We start from the raw sequence: 17,137 nt of genomic DNA, 5'->3' as shown, positions 1-17,137 counted from the left end.
CCGCCGGGTCAGTGCCCGAACCACGCCTCGGCCAGCGCGTCGAGCGTCGGTTCGGGCGGCGCGGGCAGCTCGCGCAGGTACCAGGGCAGATTGCTGTACACGTGCAGCAGCGTGTACGCGAGGAGCAGGCGCGGCTCGAAGGTGCGGCCGTACGCGGCCATGAACCGGGCGAGCAGCCCGGGCTCCGCGCGCGTGACGAAGAGGCCGACGCCCACGAAGTCGTAGGCGGGGTCGCCGATCATCGCGGGTTCGAAGTCGAAGAGTCCGGTGAGGCGGTGGCCGTCGCCCGGGTCCACCAGGAGGTGCTGGCGCATGAACTCCGTGTGCAGCAGCGCGGGCCCGGGCGCGGCGGGCAGCGGGACGGCGTCCAGGAAGGCGGGGATCTGCTCGGCCCAGCTCTCCGGGAGCCCGCGTGCGCGCTGCCGGGCGGCGGCGCCCGCGCGCTGCCGCGCGGTGAACTCCCGCCAGTCGCCGGGCCCGAGGACGTCGGTGAGAGGCGCGTGCCCGAGCGCGTGCAGCGCGGCCAGCGTCTCGCCCGCCCGCGTCACGACCCGGTCCCGGTCGGCCGCCGGGATCCGGGGCCAGGCGAGGTGCAGGCCCTCGCCGGGAAGGCGGGACATCAGGACGTAGCTCCAGCCGTTGACGTACGCCCCGAAGTCGTGCAACTCCGGCGTGGGGACGGGCAGTTGTCCTTGTACGTGGGCAAGGACCCGGGCCTCGGCGGCGCCGTCGTCGGCCGCGGCGCCGGGGAAGAGCTTGAGGACGTGCCGCTCCCCCACCGCGTACACGGGCTGCGAGCCCTCGCCGTAGCGCGTGAGGGGCGCGCCCGCGAGGCCGAGGCGGGCGCTCAGGTCCTCGGCGGCGGGCCGCATGACGGCTTCGTCGGGGACGACGGCGTCCCACTCCTCGTCGGTGTCCACGGAGGGCAGCATGATCGGCACGGTAGGGGGCGCGGGCGGGGGCGGCAACGCGTTTTCGCCCGGTGCGGAGCCGGTGCCCGGTGCGCGGCGGCCGGGCCCGTACGCGGAAGGGTGCCGCGGTCCGCCGTCCGGACCGCGACACCCTCGCACCGTACGCACGCACCCGGAACCGGGGCCGGGGACTTGATCAGAACTTGAAGGGACCCGGCGTCTGCGCCGACGTGGCGGTGCAGTTCACCGTGATGCCGAAGACGACGATCTTCAGGGAGCTCGCCTCCAGGCTGTCGCCCGCGGCGACGGTGCCGCTGAGCGGACCGGTGGAGACGGGGCTGCCCGCGGGGATCGCCGGGTTGGAGTTGCCGCTGAACGTGGTGGTGCCGGAGCCGTTCTTGGTGAGCGTGAGCGTGGAGTCGACCGCACCGGCGCCGACGTCGATCGGCGCGGTGATCGCCGACGTCGACACCTCGATGGTGGCCGCGGTGCCGTTCTGCGTCGCCTTGAGCGCCGCCGAGCCCGAGCCGAACGAACCGCATTCGAAGCCGATGGAAGCCTCCTGCGGCTCCACCGCGCCCGCGGCCGGAGCGAGCACCAGGGCGCTCACGGCGAGCGCGCCGGCGCCGATGGCCGAGCCGAGGGCTAATCTGCCATGCCTCATGGGGGGGGCCTGCCTTCAATGGGGGGAGTGTGGGGTGCCCGCCTCGCCGACGGCCGCCGGTGCCCGGCTGCCGCTGCCCGCTTGCCCGAGGAGCGACGCGCCCGCCATTGCTGACGGTCAGTCAGTGATGTGGGTTGAGGTCATTGAGACACAGGGCCCTTGAGAGAACAAGACACATCCTCATGATTTTTGACATGTCACAGCCAAATCTGGCCATGCGGTACGCCGCCACCGGGCCCCGTCGCACGACGCCGCCACCCCCGCCGCGCGACGCCACCGGGGTGAACCCGGCCACATCCCCCGACATGAACGACCCACGTCCCGAATGAAACACACCAGTGAACGGCTACCATCGCGAACGTCAGACGATATGACCGCGCCGCCGCCCCGGCCGCGCGGCCGCCCCCGGGACCCACCCGCGCGCCCCGGCCCGACCCGCCCTGGAGGCCCGCCTTGTCCGAACCGCGCCTGGGTGTGGCCATCGTGACCATGGGCAACCGCCCGAAGGACGTCGACGCCCTCCTCGCGGCCGTGGCCAAGCAGGACGTCGCCCCGACCCGCCTGGTCATCGTGGGCAACGGCACGCCGCTGCCGGACTTCCCCGCCTACCCCGGCGAGGTCACGACGATCGAGCTCGACGAGAACCTGGGCTGCCCCGGCGGCCGCAACGTCGCCCTGCGCCGGCTGCGCGAGTTCGGCGACGTGGACGTGGCCATCGAGCTGGACGACGACGGCCTGCTCGTCGACCCCGACGTCTTCCGTACCGTCCGGCGGCTGTTCGCCGAGGACCCGCGGCTCGGCATCGTCGGCTTCCGCATCGCCGACGAGCACGGCGAGACCCAGCGCCGGCACGTGCCGCGGCTGCGCGCCAAGGACCCCATGCGCGGCGGCCTCGTCACCTCCTTCCTCGGCGGCGCGCACGCCTTCTCCATGGAGATGCTGGCGCAGACCGGCGACTGGCCCGCGGACTTCTTCTTCACGCACGAGGAGACGGACCTGGCCTGGCGCGCGCTCGACGCGGACTGGAAGGTCCTGTACGAACCCTCGCTGCTGCTCCAGCACCCGAAGACGTCCCCCGCACGGCACGCCGTCTACCACCGCATGACGGCCCGCAACCGCGTCTGGCTGGCCCGCCGCCGTCTCCCCCTGCCCCTCATCCCCCTCTACCTGACGGTCTGGACCCTCCTCACGGTGGCCCGCACCCTTCCCCAAGCTCTCAACTCCGTTCGAGCAGGGGAGGCCCCAACTCTCGGCGGCCTGAAGGCCTGGGCGGGCGGCTTCGTCGAAGGCTGCCGCACGTCCGGGGGCGAGCGGAAGCCGATGCGGTGGGCGACGGTGTGGCGGATGACGCGGCTCGGGCGCCCGCCGCTGATCTGAGGGCGCGGCCTTCTGGTACGCGCGCCCCGCACCCCTGTCCCGTACGCGCGCCCCGCACCCCTTTCCCGTACGCGCGCCCCGCATCACCTGCCCCTCGCCCCTACTCGGCGACGTACTCCACGTACAACGGAGTCGCGACGACGTAATGCACACCGATGCCGCGGAGGACCGCGGTGACGCGGGCGTACCCGCGCATCCAGGCGGCCGTCTCCACGGGCAACTGCCGGTCGAGGGCGGCCAGGAGCTGTCGGGTGCCCTCGAGGAGGGTCACCGGGCTGACGGGCTCCTGGGCCTGCTCCTCGCTGGTGGCATCGGGTTGGCTCGTGAGGGAGCCGAGGAGCAGGGAGGCCTGGGTCGTGACGAGTTCGACCCAGTCGCCACCGCTGCAGTCCCAGTGGCCCGGGCTCCTGTGGTGCACCTCCTCCGACAGGACGGGCGGCTCGGCGACGACGGGCTCGCCGCCGCCCGCCAGATGCTCCACGGACCCGTGCAGGAGCAGCCGCACGGCACCCCCGGTCTCGTACCCCTCCACGCCCCGCGGCGGATCCACGAACAGCACCATCCCCGGTGCCGCGCCCCGCAGCGCGCGGAAGTTCAGCGGCGCCTCGAACTGCACCCAGCTCCCGGCCCTGAGTCCCGGCTCCGCGAACCACCCCGCCGTGGCCGACACGTGCCGCACGATCCGCCGCAGCCGCTCCCCGCGCTCCCGCTCGACGTCCGGCACCTCCGGGTCGAGTCCCACCCCGCCGACCGGAGTGGTCACCTGCCACCCGCCCCGGACCAGGCGCCGGGGCCTCTCCGGCATGAACTGCCGCAACTTCCGGTCGGACAGATAGACAAGCTCGCGCACGACGCTCCTCGGGGGTGAGCTGACTCCACGACGACTCCACGCGGCGGTACTTCACGCCGATGAATGCCATTGTGGGCTCGCCGGCCCCCGAAGCGGACCGTACGGTCGAACCGGGAACAAGTGCCCGAGATCCGCATCAATGCCTGACGGGACAGATCGGCTGCCCGGCCGGGTCAGGCGGGGTCGAAGCCGTCGCGCTCGGCCATGATGTCGGTCTCGCCAGGGCCATCAGGCGGTCGTCGCCGTGGGTGTTCTTCACGCCCAGGAGATGGGCGAGGTTCAGGTACGGGACGAGGCGGGCGTCGTCGTCGCGGGCAGGCCGCTGTGGCCGAGTCGCCGTCAGGGGGCCGAGCGCACGAGGACGGGGCCTCGGGTGACGCGTCGCATCTCGCGCAGCCCGGCCTCGACGTCGGACCACTGGTGGACGCTGAAGAAGGTCATCGCCGCGTCGAACCGACCGTCGGCGAAGGGGAGGTCCTCGGCGACGGCGTCGACCGCGGTGGCGAGCTCGGCCGGCCGCCTGGCCCGCATGGCCACGGAGCGCTCGACGGCGGCGGGGTACCCGACCACCCGCCCGACGTGCGGCCGCCCCTTCCGGGCCCCCGTCGGATCTGCCAGTCCGCCGACACGACTCACCTCGCGGATGCGATGCGTGCACACCGGGACTTACCTGGGCGTAATAGCGTCGGGACGCCGGCGGCCCCCACCGTGACCACTCCGCCCGCGCCCTCCCCTCCCCTCCCCCACCTATCTCCCTTTACAACGCAGCGAGTGAGGCAGCCGAAGATGAGCCTGAGCATCCGCAACCAGATCCCCGGCACCGTCGCGTCCGTCACCACCGGCGAGGCCATGGCGACCGTCAAGGTCCGCCTCGCGGGCGGCCAGGACATCACCGCCGCGATCACCACCGAGGCCGTCAAGGGCCTCGGCATCGCCGAGGGCGCCGAGGTGCGGATCCTCGTGAAGTCCACCGAGGTGTCGCTGGCCACCGGCCCGGTCCAGGGCCTGTCCATCCGCAACCGGATCGCGGGCACCGTCACCGAGATCGCCGCGGGCGGCGCCATGGCCTCCGTGAAGGTCGACGTCGAGGGCGGCGCGCTCACCGCGGCCATCACCAACGACGCCGTCACCGACCTGGGCCTCACGGCGGGTTCCTCGGTCGTCGCCCTGATCAAGTCGACGGAGGTCTCGCTGGCCACCGCCTGATTCCCCCCGAGGCCAGGGCCACTCACCGGCCCTGCGGAGGAGGAGTGCGGCAGACGAGTCGGGCTGTACGCCGGGTTCTGTCGCCCGGGCGCCTCGCGGCGGCCGGGGAGACGGCCATCCATCTAGGGCCTGCGTTGCCGCAAGCCTCGTGCGGTCTACCCGCGGACTCGGGCGGGCAGCCCTCGAACGTCCGCGCAGGAACACCGGGGTGTTCCCTTTTGACCTTGCTCCAGGTGGGGTTTACCTAGCCGCCTGAGTCACCTCAGGCGCTGGTGGTCTCTTACACCACCGTTTCACCCTTACCCGGCGCCTGAGCGCCGGGCGGTCTGTTTTCTGTGGCACTGTCCCGCGGGTCACCCCGGGTGGCCGTTAGCCACCACCTTGCCCTGTGGAGCCCGGACGTTCCTCGGGAAGGTCCACAAGGACCTCCACGCGGCCGTCCGCCCGGCTCGTCTGCCGTGTCGACCATGGTACCCGCCGGGGTGTGGGGCGGGTGCCGGTGGCGGCCGTGGCCAGGAGGGATCCGGCGAGGATCAGGGTGAAGGCGGCGGCGAAGGTCGCGGTGAGGGATTCGGAGAGGAAGGCGAAGCCCGCGGCGGCGGCGACCGCGGGGTTGATGTAGGTGAAGACCACCGCCCGGGTCGGGCCCGCCTCGCGGATCAGTTCGAGGAAGACGATGAAGGCGAGGGCCGTGCAGATGACGCCAAGGCCCGCGAGCGCCGCCAGGGTCCTGCCGTCCGGGAGCGTGTCGGGCCAGGTCGCCGCGGCCGCGGGGGCGTAGACCAGGGCGGCCAGGGTCAGGCAGGGCGCGATCAGCTGCAGGGTCGGTACGTCCTTGAGGTGGCGGGCCACGATCAAGGGGGCGATGGCGTAGCCGAGGGCCGTGAGCAGGACCTCCGTCAGGGACCAGGCGTTGCCTCCCGTCAGGTGCGGGACGGTGAGCACCGCGACCCCGGCGAAGCCGAGCGCCAGGCCCGTCACCCGGCGCGGGCCGAGGCGTTCGGTGTCGCCGAAGAAGCGGGCCAGGAGCGCCCCGATGATCGGGACCGCGGCGATCATGAGGCCCGCCGTGGAGCTGGAGAGGTGGCGTTCGGCATCCGTCAGGGTCCACCAGGGGCCGAGGATCTCCACGCAGGCGAAGACCAGCATCGGGCGCCAGTGCGTGCGAAGGACGGCGGGCATGCCGCCCTGGCGTATCGCGAAGGGGAGCAGCAGCGCGGCGCCCAGCGCGCAGCGCGTGAACACCACCATCGACGGTGTCAGATCGCTGTCCACCGCCACTTTGATCATGAGGTACGGGATGCCCCAGAGGACGCCCATGACGGAGAAGAGAAGCCAGCCTCGTGCGGTCATGGGGGGAGTTTCGGACAGGGGGAGGTGTGGTGTCTTGAACGTTGTTGCGGCCCCTCGGGTGCCGGTTACGCGCGGTCGGGTCCGAGCGGGCGCTCCCCCGCCCGCACGCTGTTCCGGTACGCCGCCGGGGTCACCCCGAGCACCCGCCGGAACCACCGCGTCAGATGCGCCTGGTCGGCGAAACCCACCCGGCCCGCCACCGCCGCCGGGCGCAGTCCGCTCTCCAGGAGCGCGCGGGCCCGGCTGACGCGGTGCTGTGCCAGCCAGGCGTACGGCGGCATCCCCATCGTCGTACGGAAGGCGCGGAGCAGCTGGTAGCGGGACAGGCCGAGTTCCGCGGCGAGTTGGGCGAGGGTGGGGGGTGTGAGGACGTCGTCGGCGAGGCGGTCGCGGACGGCCAGGGCGATGGTGGTCGCGCCGGGTACGGGGGCGGCCGGGTCGAGGGCCGGGCGGGCGCTGCCGTAGCGGTCGGCGAGGGTGGTGAACAGGCCGGTCAGGTGGCTCTCGGCGGTGAGTGCGGCGAGCCGGTCCGGCGGGCCCGGCGTCCGGGCGGCCGTGCTGAGGCCGGTGTGGGCGGCCCGCAGCGCCGCCGCGAGCCGGGGGTCGTCCAGGACCGCGTCGGGGAAGTGCGGCGGGGTGCGGGCGCCGTCGGCGAAGAGGTCCGGGGAGGGGTACATCGAGCGGTACGCGTAGCCGTCGCCGGTGCCGGGGCGGCCGGTGTGCGGTTCGCCGGGGGCCAGGATCACGATGGAGCCGGGGCCTATGTCGAGGCGGCCGCCCCGGTAGTCGATGATCTCGGTGCCGCCGACGCAGACGCCCACGGTGAACTCCTCGTGGGCGTGCGGGGCGTAGCGGTGGCGGTCGAAGCGGGCCGTCAGGAGGTCGAGGGACGTGCCGCCGCCCAGCGGGGCCCGGGTCCACAGGGCGCGCTCGCCGGGCGAGGTGCCGTGCGGCGGGTCGGTGCGGTTCTCCATGGGGCCCACCCTCTTCCGTGCCTGGGTGTGCGCCCACGGCAGTGCGGTTCCGCGTGTGCTTCTCGGCTGCAGCATGCCCGCGCTCCGGCGGTGCGGTCAGCCTCGTCTCAGTGGGTGAACGCCTCGGCGGCCGCCTTTCATGCCCCGTTCCGGTGCCCGCTCGCACCCCCGCCCGCGTCCGCTTGACCTTGCCGCAGCGTCAACGTTTCTACTGAGGTCATGCGCATCGGAGAGATCGCCGCCGCCGTCGGGCTGACGACGCGCGCCATCAGGCACTACCACCACCTCGGGCTGCTGCCCGAGCCCGCGCGGCGGCCCAACGGGTACCGGGACTACGGGCTCCGCGAGGCCGTCGTCCTCGCGCGCGTCAAGCGGCTCACCGAGCTGGGGCTCGGTCTCGACGAGGTGCGGGACGTGCTCGCGGACGACGCGGGGCGCGAGCTGACCGAGGTGCTCGCGGAGCTCGACGACGACCTGGCCCGGCAGGAGGCGGACATCAAGGCGCGCCGGGCCCGGCTCGCGGAGCTGCTGCGGCTCGCCGACGAGGGGCTGCTCACCGGGGAGGGGCCGGTCTCCGCGGGGCTCGCGGAGCTGTTCGGGCGGTTCGGTCCTGCCGCCGCCGGCGGGTCGCCCGCCGCCGCCAAGGACCTCGAACACCTGGCCCTCTTCGACGCGACCCTCGACCCGGCCGTACGCGACCGCGTCTACGGCGCCCTGCACCGGCTCGCCGACGACGCCGAACTCGCCGCCCGCGTGCGCGCGTTGTACGCCCGCCTCGACGAACTCGCCGACGCCCCGCCGGACGACCCCCGCGTCGAGCCGCTCGGCAAGGACCTCGCGGCCGTCGTACCGGAGGACTTCCTCGCCGCTCTCACCGAGGGGCAGCAGGACGAGGAGGGCGCGGGGCGGCCCGCGCGCGGCGGCGCCTTCGGCGAGGCCTTCCTCGACGACTTCGCCCCCGCGCAGGCCGCCGCCGTGCGCGCGATGCTGGGGCACCTCGGCGACCGGACGGGGTGGACGCCGTGAAGCGCCTGGTCCGGGTCGTGCGGCGGCTCGCCGTGCACGAACTGCGCGGGTTCCACAGCCTCGCCCTGTGGGTGGCGCGGCGGCGGCACGGGCTCGGGGCGGGGGCGCGCCCGGCCGCGTACACCGGACCGCAGACGGCGATGCTCTTCGGCTTCGCGTTCGTGGCGGTCGTGGAGACCGTCGTCCTGGCGCTGATCGTGCCGTGGCCGCTGGTGCACTCGGCGCTGCTGTTCGTGGACGTCTACACGGTCCTGCAGATCCTCGCGCTGCACGCGGCGTCCGTGACGCGGCCCCATGTGGCGGGCGCGGACGGGTCGTTGCGGGTGCGGTACGGGCAGTTCCTCGATCTGCCGATCGCGGCCGCCGACATCGCGCGGGTACGGGTGGAGCGGCGCTACCCCGAGGGGCGCACCGTGCAGGTCCACGAGGACGGCACCCTCGACGTCGCCGTCGGCAACCAGACCACGGTCACCGTCGAACTCGCCCGCCCCGTCGCCTTCGTACGACCGCTCGGGCTGCCCGCCGAGGCCCGCGTGGTGCGGCTGCACGCCGACGACCCGCGCGCCCTGATCGCCGCGCTCACACGGCCCGCCGCCGGGCCGGACCCCCTCACGCCGGAGCGAACAGCACCTTCGCCCGCCCCGGATCCGCCTGTGTGAGGCGCACCCGCAGCCGCTCCCCGAGCGGCAGCGCGCCCGGTCCCGCCTCGACGCGGGCGACGACCGCGGGCTCCGCCAACTGCACGGTCCCCACACCCGGTTCGCGTTCCTTCACGTCGACCACCACCCCGTCGAACACCTCCCCCACGCGGTCCTTCAGGAGCGCCGCCTCCACGATGTCCACGCAGCCGCGTTCCACGGCGTTGGCGCGCCGCGTGCCCTCGGCCATCTCCCGGGGCAGCTCGGGCAGCGCGGCGAGCACCCAGTCCGGCGGCCCGGCGTCCGCGCACGCGGCGAGGCAGAGCTCGGCGGCGTAGCGGTCGACGAGGCGGCGCAGGGGCGCGGTGCAGTGCGCGTACGGGGCGGCGACCGCGGCGTGCGTCGTCAGCTCCGGGACCTCGCCGCCGCTGAACGCCGTGTACCCGGCGCCGCGCAGCAGCGTCGTGCACTCCTGGAGGAACGCCGCGTGGCGCGGGTCGCGCGCGTCGAGGGAACGGACGAGACGGGCGTACGGGACGTGGTGCGGCCAGTCGACGCCGAGGGCCTTCGCGGTGTGGCGCAGCCGGGTGACGGCGCCGTCGGGGGCGAGCGGCAGGGTGCGCAGCACTCCGGCGCCGGAGGCGATCATGAGGTCGGCGGCGGCCATGCCGGTGAGCAGGGAGATCTGGGCGTTCCAGCCGTCCGCGGGCAGCGGGGCGCGGAAGCCGAGTTCGTACGTCCCGTCCTTCTCGGTGACCTCCTGCTCGGGCACATTCAGGGAGATGCCGCCGCGCTCGACCTCCAGGCGCTCGCGCAGCCGCCCCACCTCGGCGAGCAGCGCGAGCGGCTCCTCGGCGGTGCCCGTGTCGATGGCGCGCTGCACGCCCTCGTAGTCGAGTTTGGCGCGGCTGCGGACCAGGGCGCGGCGCACGTCGGTGCGTTCGGTGCGGCCGTCCGCGTCCAGGTCGAGGGTCCACAGGACGGCCGGGCAGGTCTGGTCGGGAAGCAGGCTGGCGGCGCCCTCACTGAGCGGTGTGGGGTGCAGGGGGACCTTCCCGTCGGGGAAGTAGAGGGTGGTGACGCGGCGGTGCGCCTCCGCGTCCAGCGGTCCCTCGGGGGTGACGTACGCGGCCACGTCCGCGATGGCGTACCGCACCCGGAAGCCGCCGTCCGGCCGCCGCGACAGGTGCATCGCCTGGTCCAGGTCCACGGACGTCGGCGGGTCCACGGTGAAGAAGGGGACGCCCGTCGCGTCCTCGTCCGGGAGGCGGGGGGCCGCCGCGGCGCGCTCGGCCTCCGCGAGCACGTCGGCCGGGAACGTCTCCGGTACGTCGAGCTCGGCGCGCAGGTCGCGCAGCGCGGCCCGCAGCGGAGCCTCGGCTGCGCCGGTCACATGCAGGTGGCGGCGGGGCATGCACCGAGCGTATGGCGGGGGCCGGGGGTCGGCACCCCGTACGCTTTCGCGGGGGCCGCATCCCCCGCACGCACCCGGCCGGCGACGACCCGTACCCGGCCGAAACGAAAACGGAGAAGCGATCGTGCTCGTCCTGTTGCCGCCGTCCGAAGGCAAGGCCTCGTCCGGGCGGGGGGCGCCCCTGAAGCCGGAGTCGCTGTCCCTGCCCGGGCTCGCCGACGCGCGGGCCGCCGTCCTCGACGAACTCGTCGAGCTGTGCGCGGCCGACGAGGACAAGGCGCGTGCGGTGCTCGGGCTCAGTGAGGGGCTGCGCGGGGAGGTCGCCAAGAACACCGAGCTGCGGACCGCCGGGGCGCGGCCCGCCGGGGAGATCTACACCGGTGTCCTCTACGACGCCCTCGGCCTCTCCTCCCTCGACGCCGCCGCCAAGCGGCGTGCCGCGCGCTCCCTCCTCGTCTTCTCCGGCCTGTGGGGGGCCGTCGGTGTCACCGACCGGATCCCCTCCTACCGCTGCTCCATGGGCGTCAAGCTGCCCGGGCTCGGGGCGCTCGGGGCGTACTGGCGCGGGCCCATGGCGGACGTGCTGCCCGGCGCCGCCGGGGACGGGCTCGTCCTCGACCTGCGGTCCGCCGCGTACGCCTCCGCGTGGAAGCCCAAGGGGGAGGTGGCCGGGCGGACCGCCACCGTGCGGGTGCTGCACGCGCAGGTCGTCGACGGGGTGGAGCGGCGGTCCGTCGTCTCCCACTTCAACAAGGCCACGAAGGGGCGGATCGTGCGGGCCCTCCTCACCGCGGGCATCTCCCCCGCCGACCCCGCCGAGCTCGTCACCGCCCTCCGTGACCTCGGCCACGTCGTCGAGGCGGAGCCGCCCGCGCGGGCCGGGCGGGCGTGGGGGTTGGATGTTGTGGTGCGGGAGATTCATTGAGGGTGCGGGCGGGTGCCCTCGCGGGGGCGCCCCAGTCCCGCCCCTTCCCGAAACCGGGGCTTCGCCCCTGGACCCCGGGGGTGGGTGTCCCGTTGCCCTGGGCCGGGGGCGCCCTCGATCAGCGCTCCGCGCCTCGTCCTCAAACGCCGGACGGGCTGAAACCCACTGCCCCGGGGCCAACCTGAAGGTGCCGCCTGCTTGGCCTAACGCATGGCGGGGGCGGGCGGGTGGGAGAGAGCCGGTCCGGCGATTGAGGACGAGCGCGCAGCGCGATCCGGCGGTGCCCCCGGCAGGGCTGAAGGTGCCGGGCCGTTGGGCAGGCCGATGCAAGTTCGGGCGGGTGGGTGGGAGAGAGCCCGTCCGGCGATTGAGGACGAGCGCGCAGCGCGATCCGGGGGCAACCCTTCCAGGGCTGATGGTGCCGGGCTGTTGGGCAGGCCGGTGCGAGTTCGGGCGGGTGGGTGGGTGGGAGAGAGCCCGTCCGGCGATTGAGGACGAGGCGCGGAGCGCCGATTCGGGGGTGCGCCACGAAGGGCCGGGGGTGCCGGGCTGTCGGGCAGTCCGGAGGAGGTTCGGGCCGGGGGTGACCCCGGGGGTGCGTTGCGGGGGGTGCAACGGGCTTTGCGCACGGTGCGTAGGCGGGGGCACGATGACCCCATGAACCCCGCTGCCGCCGCCAAGGCCTCCGTGCTGGACCTAGCCCCGGTCATCCCCGTAGTAGTCATCGACGACCCCACGGACGCGCTCCCCCTGGCCCGAGCCCTGGTCACGGGCGGCCTCCCGGCGATCGAGGTGACCCTGCGGACCCCCGCGGCCCTGGACGCGATCCGCGCGATCGCGGACGGCGTCCCGGACGCGGTGGTCGGCGCCGGGACGATCGTCTCGCCGGAGAACGTCACGGCCGCGGCCGACGCGGGCGCCCGGTTCCTGGTGAGCCCCGGCTGGACGCCGACGCTCCTCGACGCGATGGCGGCATCGGGGCTGCCGTACCTGCCGGGGGTCTCGACGACGTCGGAGGTCGTGGCGCTGCTGGAGCGCGGCGTGACGGAGATGAAGTTCTTCCCGGCGGAGGCGGCGGGCGGGACGCCGTACCTGAAGTCGCTCGGCGGCCCGCTCCCCCAGGCCCGCTTCTGCCCGACGGGCGGCATCTCGGCGACGTCGGCCCCCACCTACCTCGCCCTGCCGAACGTGGGCTGCGTGGGCGGCAGTTGGATGCTCCCGCCGGACGCGGTGGCGGCGAAGGACTGGGCACGGGTGGAGTCCCTGGCCCGCGAGGCGTCGACCCTGCGCTGAGGAGCACCGCGACCGCGCGAGGAGGCGTCGACCCTGCGCTGAGGACCACCGCGACCGCGCGAGGAGGGGGCGGCGGGACCGGACCCGCCGCCCACACCGCCTCAGCGCAGGTGTGCCGTGTCGTTCAGCAGCCGCAGGCTCGCGTTGCCGTCCGCGTAGTACGCCACCGCCGACAGCGAGGCCGCCGAGAGTTCCATGCGGAACAGGGACTCGGGGGGCGCGCCGAGGGCGAGGCGTACGAGGGTCTTGATGGGGGTGACGTGCGTGACGAGCAGGACGGTGCGGCCCGCGTAGGCGGTGAGGAGCCGTTCGCGGGCGGCCTCGACGCGGGTCGTGACCTCGGCGAAGGACTCGCCGCCGGGCGGCGCGACGTCCGGCGAGGCCAGCCACGCGGTCAGCGCGTCGGGCTGCCGCTCGCGCACCTCCGCGAAGGTCAGCCCCTCCCAGTCGCCGAAGTCCGTCTCGCGCAGGCCCTCTTCGAGGTGGACGTCGAGTCCGAGCCGGGCGGCGACGGTACGGGCGGTCTCCTGGCAGCGCAGCAGCGGTGAGGAGACGACGGCCTGGACGGTGCCGCGCGCGGCGAGCGCGGCGGCGACGCGGACGGCCTGCTCCCGGCCGACGTCGGAGAGGGACGGGTTGCTCCCGCCGCTCCCGGAGAAGCGCTTCTGGGGCGTCAGCGGGGTCTCGCCGTGCCGCAGCAGGACGAAGGTGGCGGGCGCGCCCAGGTCCGCGGACGCGGCCCAGCCGACGGGCGGAACCGCCGTTCCGGGTGCGTCCGCCGCGGCGGCGCCCCCGGCCGTCGTACCCCCGAAGGCGGCACCCGAGCCGCCACCGGCCGCCACGGACCGCGCGGCCCGCACGTCGGCCCCCTTGGCGACGTCGGCCCCCTTGGCCACGTCGGCCACCTGAGCCACGTCAGTCACGTCAGCCGTCGCAGCCCCGAGCGCACTCGCCGTGAACCCGGCCTCGGCGCCGCCCGTACCGCGCCCGGCGGACGCCCCGGCCAGCGCGGCCCGCGCCTTCGCCGCGCCCGCGGCCGCGTCCCCGGGCGGCCCCGCGGGCGTACCGGCACCGGACGCGCGCGCGGCGGGCCGGTCGAGCTCGGCCGTCGACGCCGACGGCGACCACTGCTCGCCGCGCTTGCCCGCGTCCATGGCCTCGTTGGCGAGCCGGTCCGCGTGCTTGTTCTTCTCGCGCGGGATCCACTCGTACGTCACCCGGGTCCCGGGCAGGACCCGCGCGGCCTCGGCGGCGAGGGGCTTCATGTCGGGGTGCTTGATCTTCCAGCGGCCCGACATCTGCTCGACGACGAGCTTGGAGTCCATGCGGACGTGCACGCTCGCCGCCGGGTCCAGGGCGTGGGCCGCCTTGAGGCCGGCGACCAGGCCTTTGTACTCGGCGACGTTGTTCGTCGCGACGCCGATGTACTCCGCGGCTTCGGCCAGGGTCTCCCCGGACTCCGCGTCGATGACGACCGCGCCGTAGCCCGCGGGTCCCGGGTTGCCCCGGGAGCCGCCGTCGGCCTCGACGATGAACTCCCGCACCGCGCCCGCCCCTTACAGACCGGACTCGGAGGTGCGCACCAGGATGCGGCTGCAGTTCTCGCAGCGCACGACCTTGTCGGGCGACGCCGCCTTGATGTCGTTCACCTCGGTGATGTCGAGCTCCAGACGGCAGCCCTCGCAGCGCCGCTGGTGGAGCTTGGCCGCGCCGACACCGCCCTGCTTGGCGCGCACCTTGTCGTACAGCGCGATCAGGTCGGCGGGGATCGACCCGGCGACGACCTCGCGCTCCTTGGTGACGTTGCCGGCCTCGCGGTCGAACTCGCCGGTGGCGGCGTCCCGGCGGCCCGTCGCGTCGTCGATCTTGGACTGGACGGAGCCGACGCGCTCGGTCAGCTCGCTCACGCGCTCCTGCGCGGACTCACGGCGCTCCATGACCTCCAGGACGACGTCCTCCAGGTCGCCCTGGCGCTTGGCGAGGGAGGCGATCTCCTTCTGGAGGTTCTCCAGGTCCTTCGGAGAGGTGATCGCACCGGAGTCCAGGCGCTTCTGGTCGCGGGCGGCGCGCTGGCGCACCTGGTCCACGTCCTGCTCGGCCTTGGTCTGCTCGCGGGCGCAGTCGCTCTCCTCCGTCGTCGCGGCGACGAGCAGGTCGCGGAGCTGCGTGAGGTCCTTCGTCAGGGACTCGATCTCGGCGTGCTCGGGCAGCGAGGCGCGCTTGTGCGCGAGCTGCGCGAGGCGTACGTCCAGGTCCTGGAGGTCGAGGAGACGGATCTGGTCGGCGGGCGCGGCGTTCAGTTGGGGGCTCCAAGGGAATCGGGTGTGGAAGGCGCGCGCGTAGCGCTCGCTGCGAGGGTGGTGGTGGACGACGCCGCGTGGGCGGTCCAGGGGTCGGTCACGGTCTTCGACACATGGACGCGCAGGCCCCAGCCGTGCCGGTCGGAGATCTCGTCGAGCTGCGCCGCGGCCAGCTCGCACCACGGCCACTCGGTGGCCCAGTGCGCGGCGTCGAGCAGCGCGAGCGGCGCCTGTGCGCGCGCCTCCGAGACCGGGTGGTGGCGCAGGTCGGCGGTGAGGAACGCGTCCACGCCCGCGGCCCGTACGGCGTCGAAGAGGCTGTCGCCGGAGCCGCCGCTGACGGCGACCCTGCGGACGATCTGCGCGGGGTCGCCCGCGACCCGGACGCCCTGCGCGGTGGCGGGCAGGCACTTCGCCGCGTGCTCGGCGAACTCGGCGAGCGGCAGCGGGTGTTCGAGCTCGCCGACCCGGCCGAGGCCGCGGCGCCCGGCGGCGTCGGACGGGTCCGGCACGAGCGGCCCCACGACGCGCAGGCCGAGGGCGCCCGCGAGAGCGTCGCTCACACCCGGGTCGGCGGAGTCGGCGTTCGTGTGCGCGACGTGCAGGGCCACGTCGTGCTTGATCAGGTCGTGCACGACGCGGCCCTTGAAGGTCGAGGCCGCGACCGTCGTCGTACCCCGCAGATACAGCGGGTGGTGCGTGACCAGCAGGTCCGCGCCCAGGCGCACCGCCTCGTCGACGGTTCCCTGGACGGGGTCGACGGCGAACAGGACCCGTGAGACCTCGGCCTCGGGGTCGCCGCACACGGTGCCGACGGCGTCCCACTGCTCGGCCCGCTCCGCGGGCCACAGGGCGTCGAGGGCGGCGATGACTTCAGACAGACGGGGCACCCGGTAAGGCTACCTGCCCCTCTTGTGCGCCTGAACCGGCGCCGCTCTCGCGGACCTGGCTGATCAGCGTCCGGGTTCCTCAATTGCTGGTTGCGGTGCTCGTCGCCCTCGGCCATGTCCTACTTGACCAAGTGATTCCTCAGGTCGTCCAGGACCTTGTCCGCCGCCGTCACGCCGAGGCCCAGGTACCAGGTCTCGTCGGGGACGTCCTTGGCCCGGCCGTTCTTGACCGCGTCGAGCTTCTTCCACAGCGGGTTCTTCTCGGCGCCGGAGCGGCCGGTCTTCTCGGCGTCGCCGTAGACGCCGGTGAAGATCCAGTCGGCGTCGGCCTCGTCGATCTTCTCCGGGCTGATCTCCACGGCGAGATCGTTGACCTGCTGGTTCTTGGGCCGCGGCAGACCGGCGTCCTGGAGGATGGTGCCGACGAACGACGCCTTGGCGTAGAGCCGGATGCGGTCGGGCATGTAGCGCAGCATCGTGACGGTGGGCTTGTCGGCGCCGAGGTCCTTGTCGAGGGCCTTCGCCTTCTTCTCGTACGCGCCGAGCTGGGCCTTGGCTGCGGCGGTCCTGTCGAGCGCGGCGGCGTTGAGGAGGTAGTTCTCCTTCCAGGTGAAGCCGGGGCGCACGGAGAAGACGGTCGGGGCGATCCTGGCGAGCTGCGGGTAGAGCTTGGCGGCGCGCAGCTCGCTGCCGAGGATCAGGTCGGGCTTGAGGTTCGCGATCGCCTCGAGGTTGAGCGCGTTGATGGTGCCGACGTTCTTCGGGCTGCCCGCGTCCTTCTTCAGGTACGAGGGGATGCCGTCGTCGCCCTCGGTGGGGGCGTAGCCGACGGGCTTCACGCCGAGGGACACGACGTTGTCCAGCTCGCCGACGTCCAGGACCACGACCCGCTTCGGCGCCTGCTTCAGCTCCGTCTTGCCCAGCGCGTGCTCGATGGTGCGCGGGAACTGCCCCGGCTTGGCGCTCGTGCCCATCTTCGCCGTCTTCTCGGCCGCCTTGGCGAAGTCGTCGCCGCCCTGCGCGACGGCCTTGCTGCCGGTGCCGCGGTCGGACTTGCCGGAGTCGTCGCCCGACCCGCAGGCGGAGAGGGCGAGCGCGCCGGCCATGGCGAGGGCGAGGGCCGCGGTGCGGCGGTGCGGGCGGCGGGGGCGTGGGGACATCGGTGCTCCAGGGGCTGTGCGGGGTGGTGCGGTCGGGGGTGACCGGCGCCGGGTCCCGGGGCGGGTCCGGGTTTCGGCGTGGGGAGAACTTAGGTTCGCCTAACCATAAGCGCCGTTTTCCAGCCAGCACAGTCGCCCCCTCCCTCTCAGGCGAAT

At 74.0% G+C, this 17,137-nt stretch carries 15 protein-coding genes, 1 other RNA gene and 2 pseudogenes; 6 read left to right on the top strand and 12 right to left on the bottom strand.

The features are described 5' to 3' along the window. Positions 1-8: 8 nt before the first annotated feature. Together AB6L24_RS08120 and AB6L24_RS08115 are read right to left on the bottom strand one after the other, a co-directional pair. Complete coding sequence (locus AB6L24_RS08120; RefSeq protein ID WP_405653700.1) at positions 9-932, bottom strand: phosphotransferase family protein; 924 nt, start codon at positions 930-932, stop codon at positions 9-11. 175 nt (positions 933-1,107) lie between these two features. Continuing rightward, positions 1,108-1,575, bottom strand: coding sequence for a hypothetical protein (locus AB6L24_RS08115; protein WP_405653698.1), 468 nt, complete (start codon positions 1,573-1,575; stop codon positions 1,108-1,110). Positions 1,576-2,028: 453 nt separating this feature from the next. Here AB6L24_RS08115 and AB6L24_RS08110 point away from each other — a divergent pair, with 453 nt between their 5' ends. Then, positions 2,029-2,952: a glycosyltransferase family 2 protein gene (locus AB6L24_RS08110; RefSeq protein ID WP_380858850.1), complete on the top strand. Its 924-nt coding sequence runs from the start codon at positions 2,029-2,031 to the stop codon at positions 2,950-2,952. A gap of 100 nt (positions 2,953-3,052) precedes the next feature. On the opposite strand, the gene AB6L24_RS08105 is transcribed toward AB6L24_RS08110, so the two are convergent. Together AB6L24_RS08105 and AB6L24_RS08100 are read right to left on the bottom strand one after the other, a co-directional pair. After that, the gene (locus tag AB6L24_RS08105) at positions 3,053-3,802 is read right to left on the bottom strand and encodes an SAVMC3_10250 family protein (protein ID WP_405653695.1); all 750 of its coding nucleotides are present in this window, start codon (positions 3,800-3,802) and stop codon (positions 3,053-3,055) included. A 354-nt stretch (positions 3,803-4,156) separates the two neighbouring features. Next, positions 4,157-4,354: pseudogene (locus tag AB6L24_RS08100) on the bottom strand (methyltransferase domain-containing protein); the annotation flags it as partial. Positions 4,355-4,588: 234 nt separating this feature from the next. Here AB6L24_RS08100 and AB6L24_RS08095 point away from each other — a divergent pair. After that, a complete protein-coding gene (locus tag AB6L24_RS08095) occupies positions 4,589-5,008 on the top strand; it encodes a molybdopterin-binding protein (RefSeq protein WP_405657089.1) in 420 nt (139 codons plus the stop codon). A gap of 50 nt (positions 5,009-5,058) precedes the next feature. Here AB6L24_RS08095 and rnpB read toward each other — a convergent pair. The 3 genes and pseudogenes from rnpB to AB6L24_RS08080 all read right to left on the bottom strand — a co-directional run bounded on the left by rnpB (position 5,059) and on the right by AB6L24_RS08080 (position 7,335). Next, positions 5,059-5,460, bottom strand: an RNA gene (gene rnpB, locus AB6L24_RS08090) — RNase P RNA component class A. 70 nt (positions 5,461-5,530) lie between these two features. Further along, positions 5,531-6,361: pseudogene (locus tag AB6L24_RS08085) on the bottom strand (DMT family transporter); the annotation flags it as partial. A 65-nt stretch (positions 6,362-6,426) separates the two neighbouring features. Next, on the bottom strand, positions 6,427-7,335 hold the full coding sequence (locus AB6L24_RS08080) for an AraC family ligand binding domain-containing protein (protein ID WP_405653693.1): 909 nt from the start codon (positions 7,333-7,335) through the stop codon (positions 6,427-6,429). Between the two features lie 219 nt (positions 7,336-7,554). Between AB6L24_RS08080 and AB6L24_RS08075 the strand changes: the two genes are divergently transcribed. Together AB6L24_RS08075 and AB6L24_RS08070 are read left to right on the top strand one after the other, a co-directional pair. Next, positions 7,555-8,361, top strand: coding sequence for a MerR family transcriptional regulator (locus AB6L24_RS08075; protein WP_405653690.1), 807 nt, complete (start codon positions 7,555-7,557; stop codon positions 8,359-8,361). Then, the gene (locus AB6L24_RS08070) at positions 8,358-9,020 is read left to right on the top strand and encodes a hypothetical protein (RefSeq protein WP_405653688.1); all 663 of its coding nucleotides are present in this window, start codon (positions 8,358-8,360) and stop codon (positions 9,018-9,020) included. Before AB6L24_RS08075 ends, AB6L24_RS08070 begins: the two co-directional genes overlap by 4 nt. Here AB6L24_RS08070 and AB6L24_RS08065 read toward each other — a convergent pair. Further along, on the bottom strand, positions 8,971-10,413 hold the full coding sequence (locus AB6L24_RS08065; protein WP_405653686.1) for an RNB domain-containing ribonuclease: 1,443 nt from the start codon (positions 10,411-10,413) through the stop codon (positions 8,971-8,973). The genes AB6L24_RS08070 and AB6L24_RS08065 overlap by 50 nt on opposite strands. Before the next feature lie 124 nt (positions 10,414-10,537). On the opposite strand from AB6L24_RS08065, the gene yaaA reads away from it, so the two are divergent. Together yaaA and eda are read left to right on the top strand one after the other, a co-directional pair. Beyond that, positions 10,538-11,338 (top strand): peroxide stress protein YaaA, encoded by an 801-nt coding sequence (gene yaaA, locus AB6L24_RS08060; protein ID WP_405653684.1) that lies wholly within the window; start codon positions 10,538-10,540, stop codon positions 11,336-11,338. Positions 11,339-11,995: 657 nt separating this feature from the next. Then, positions 11,996-12,631: a bifunctional 4-hydroxy-2-oxoglutarate aldolase/2-dehydro-3-deoxy-phosphogluconate aldolase gene (eda, locus tag AB6L24_RS08055; RefSeq protein ID WP_405653682.1), complete on the top strand. Its 636-nt coding sequence runs from the start codon at positions 11,996-11,998 to the stop codon at positions 12,629-12,631. A gap of 101 nt (positions 12,632-12,732) precedes the next feature. Here the strand turns inward: eda and AB6L24_RS08050 are convergent, their stop codons facing one another. From AB6L24_RS08050 to AB6L24_RS08035, 4 genes are all read right to left on the bottom strand, one after another. Beyond that, positions 12,733-14,175 (bottom strand): bifunctional RNase H/acid phosphatase, encoded by a 1,443-nt coding sequence (locus AB6L24_RS08050; RefSeq protein ID WP_405653679.1) that lies wholly within the window; start codon positions 14,173-14,175, stop codon positions 12,733-12,735. A 12-nt stretch (positions 14,176-14,187) separates the two neighbouring features. After that, positions 14,188-14,931 (bottom strand): zinc ribbon domain-containing protein, encoded by a 744-nt coding sequence (locus AB6L24_RS08045; RefSeq protein WP_405657088.1) that lies wholly within the window; start codon positions 14,929-14,931, stop codon positions 14,188-14,190. Next, positions 14,928-15,821: a Nif3-like dinuclear metal center hexameric protein gene (locus tag AB6L24_RS08040; protein ID WP_405653677.1), complete on the bottom strand. Its 894-nt coding sequence runs from the start codon at positions 15,819-15,821 to the stop codon at positions 14,928-14,930. Before AB6L24_RS08040 ends, AB6L24_RS08045 begins: the two co-directional genes overlap by 4 nt. Positions 15,822-15,940: 119 nt before the next feature. Beyond that, positions 15,941-16,981, bottom strand: coding sequence for an ABC transporter substrate-binding protein (locus AB6L24_RS08035; RefSeq protein WP_405653674.1), 1,041 nt, complete (start codon positions 16,979-16,981; stop codon positions 15,941-15,943). Positions 16,982-17,137: the final 156 nt, after the last annotated feature.

This window comes from Streptomyces sp. RK9 (assembly GCF_045070545.1).
GTDB classification, from domain to species: Bacteria; Actinomycetota; Actinomycetes; order Streptomycetales; family Streptomycetaceae; genus Streptomyces; species Streptomyces alboflavus.
Note: the sequence above shows the minus strand (reverse complement) of the source record. Positions and strands in the feature narration are given on the sequence as shown.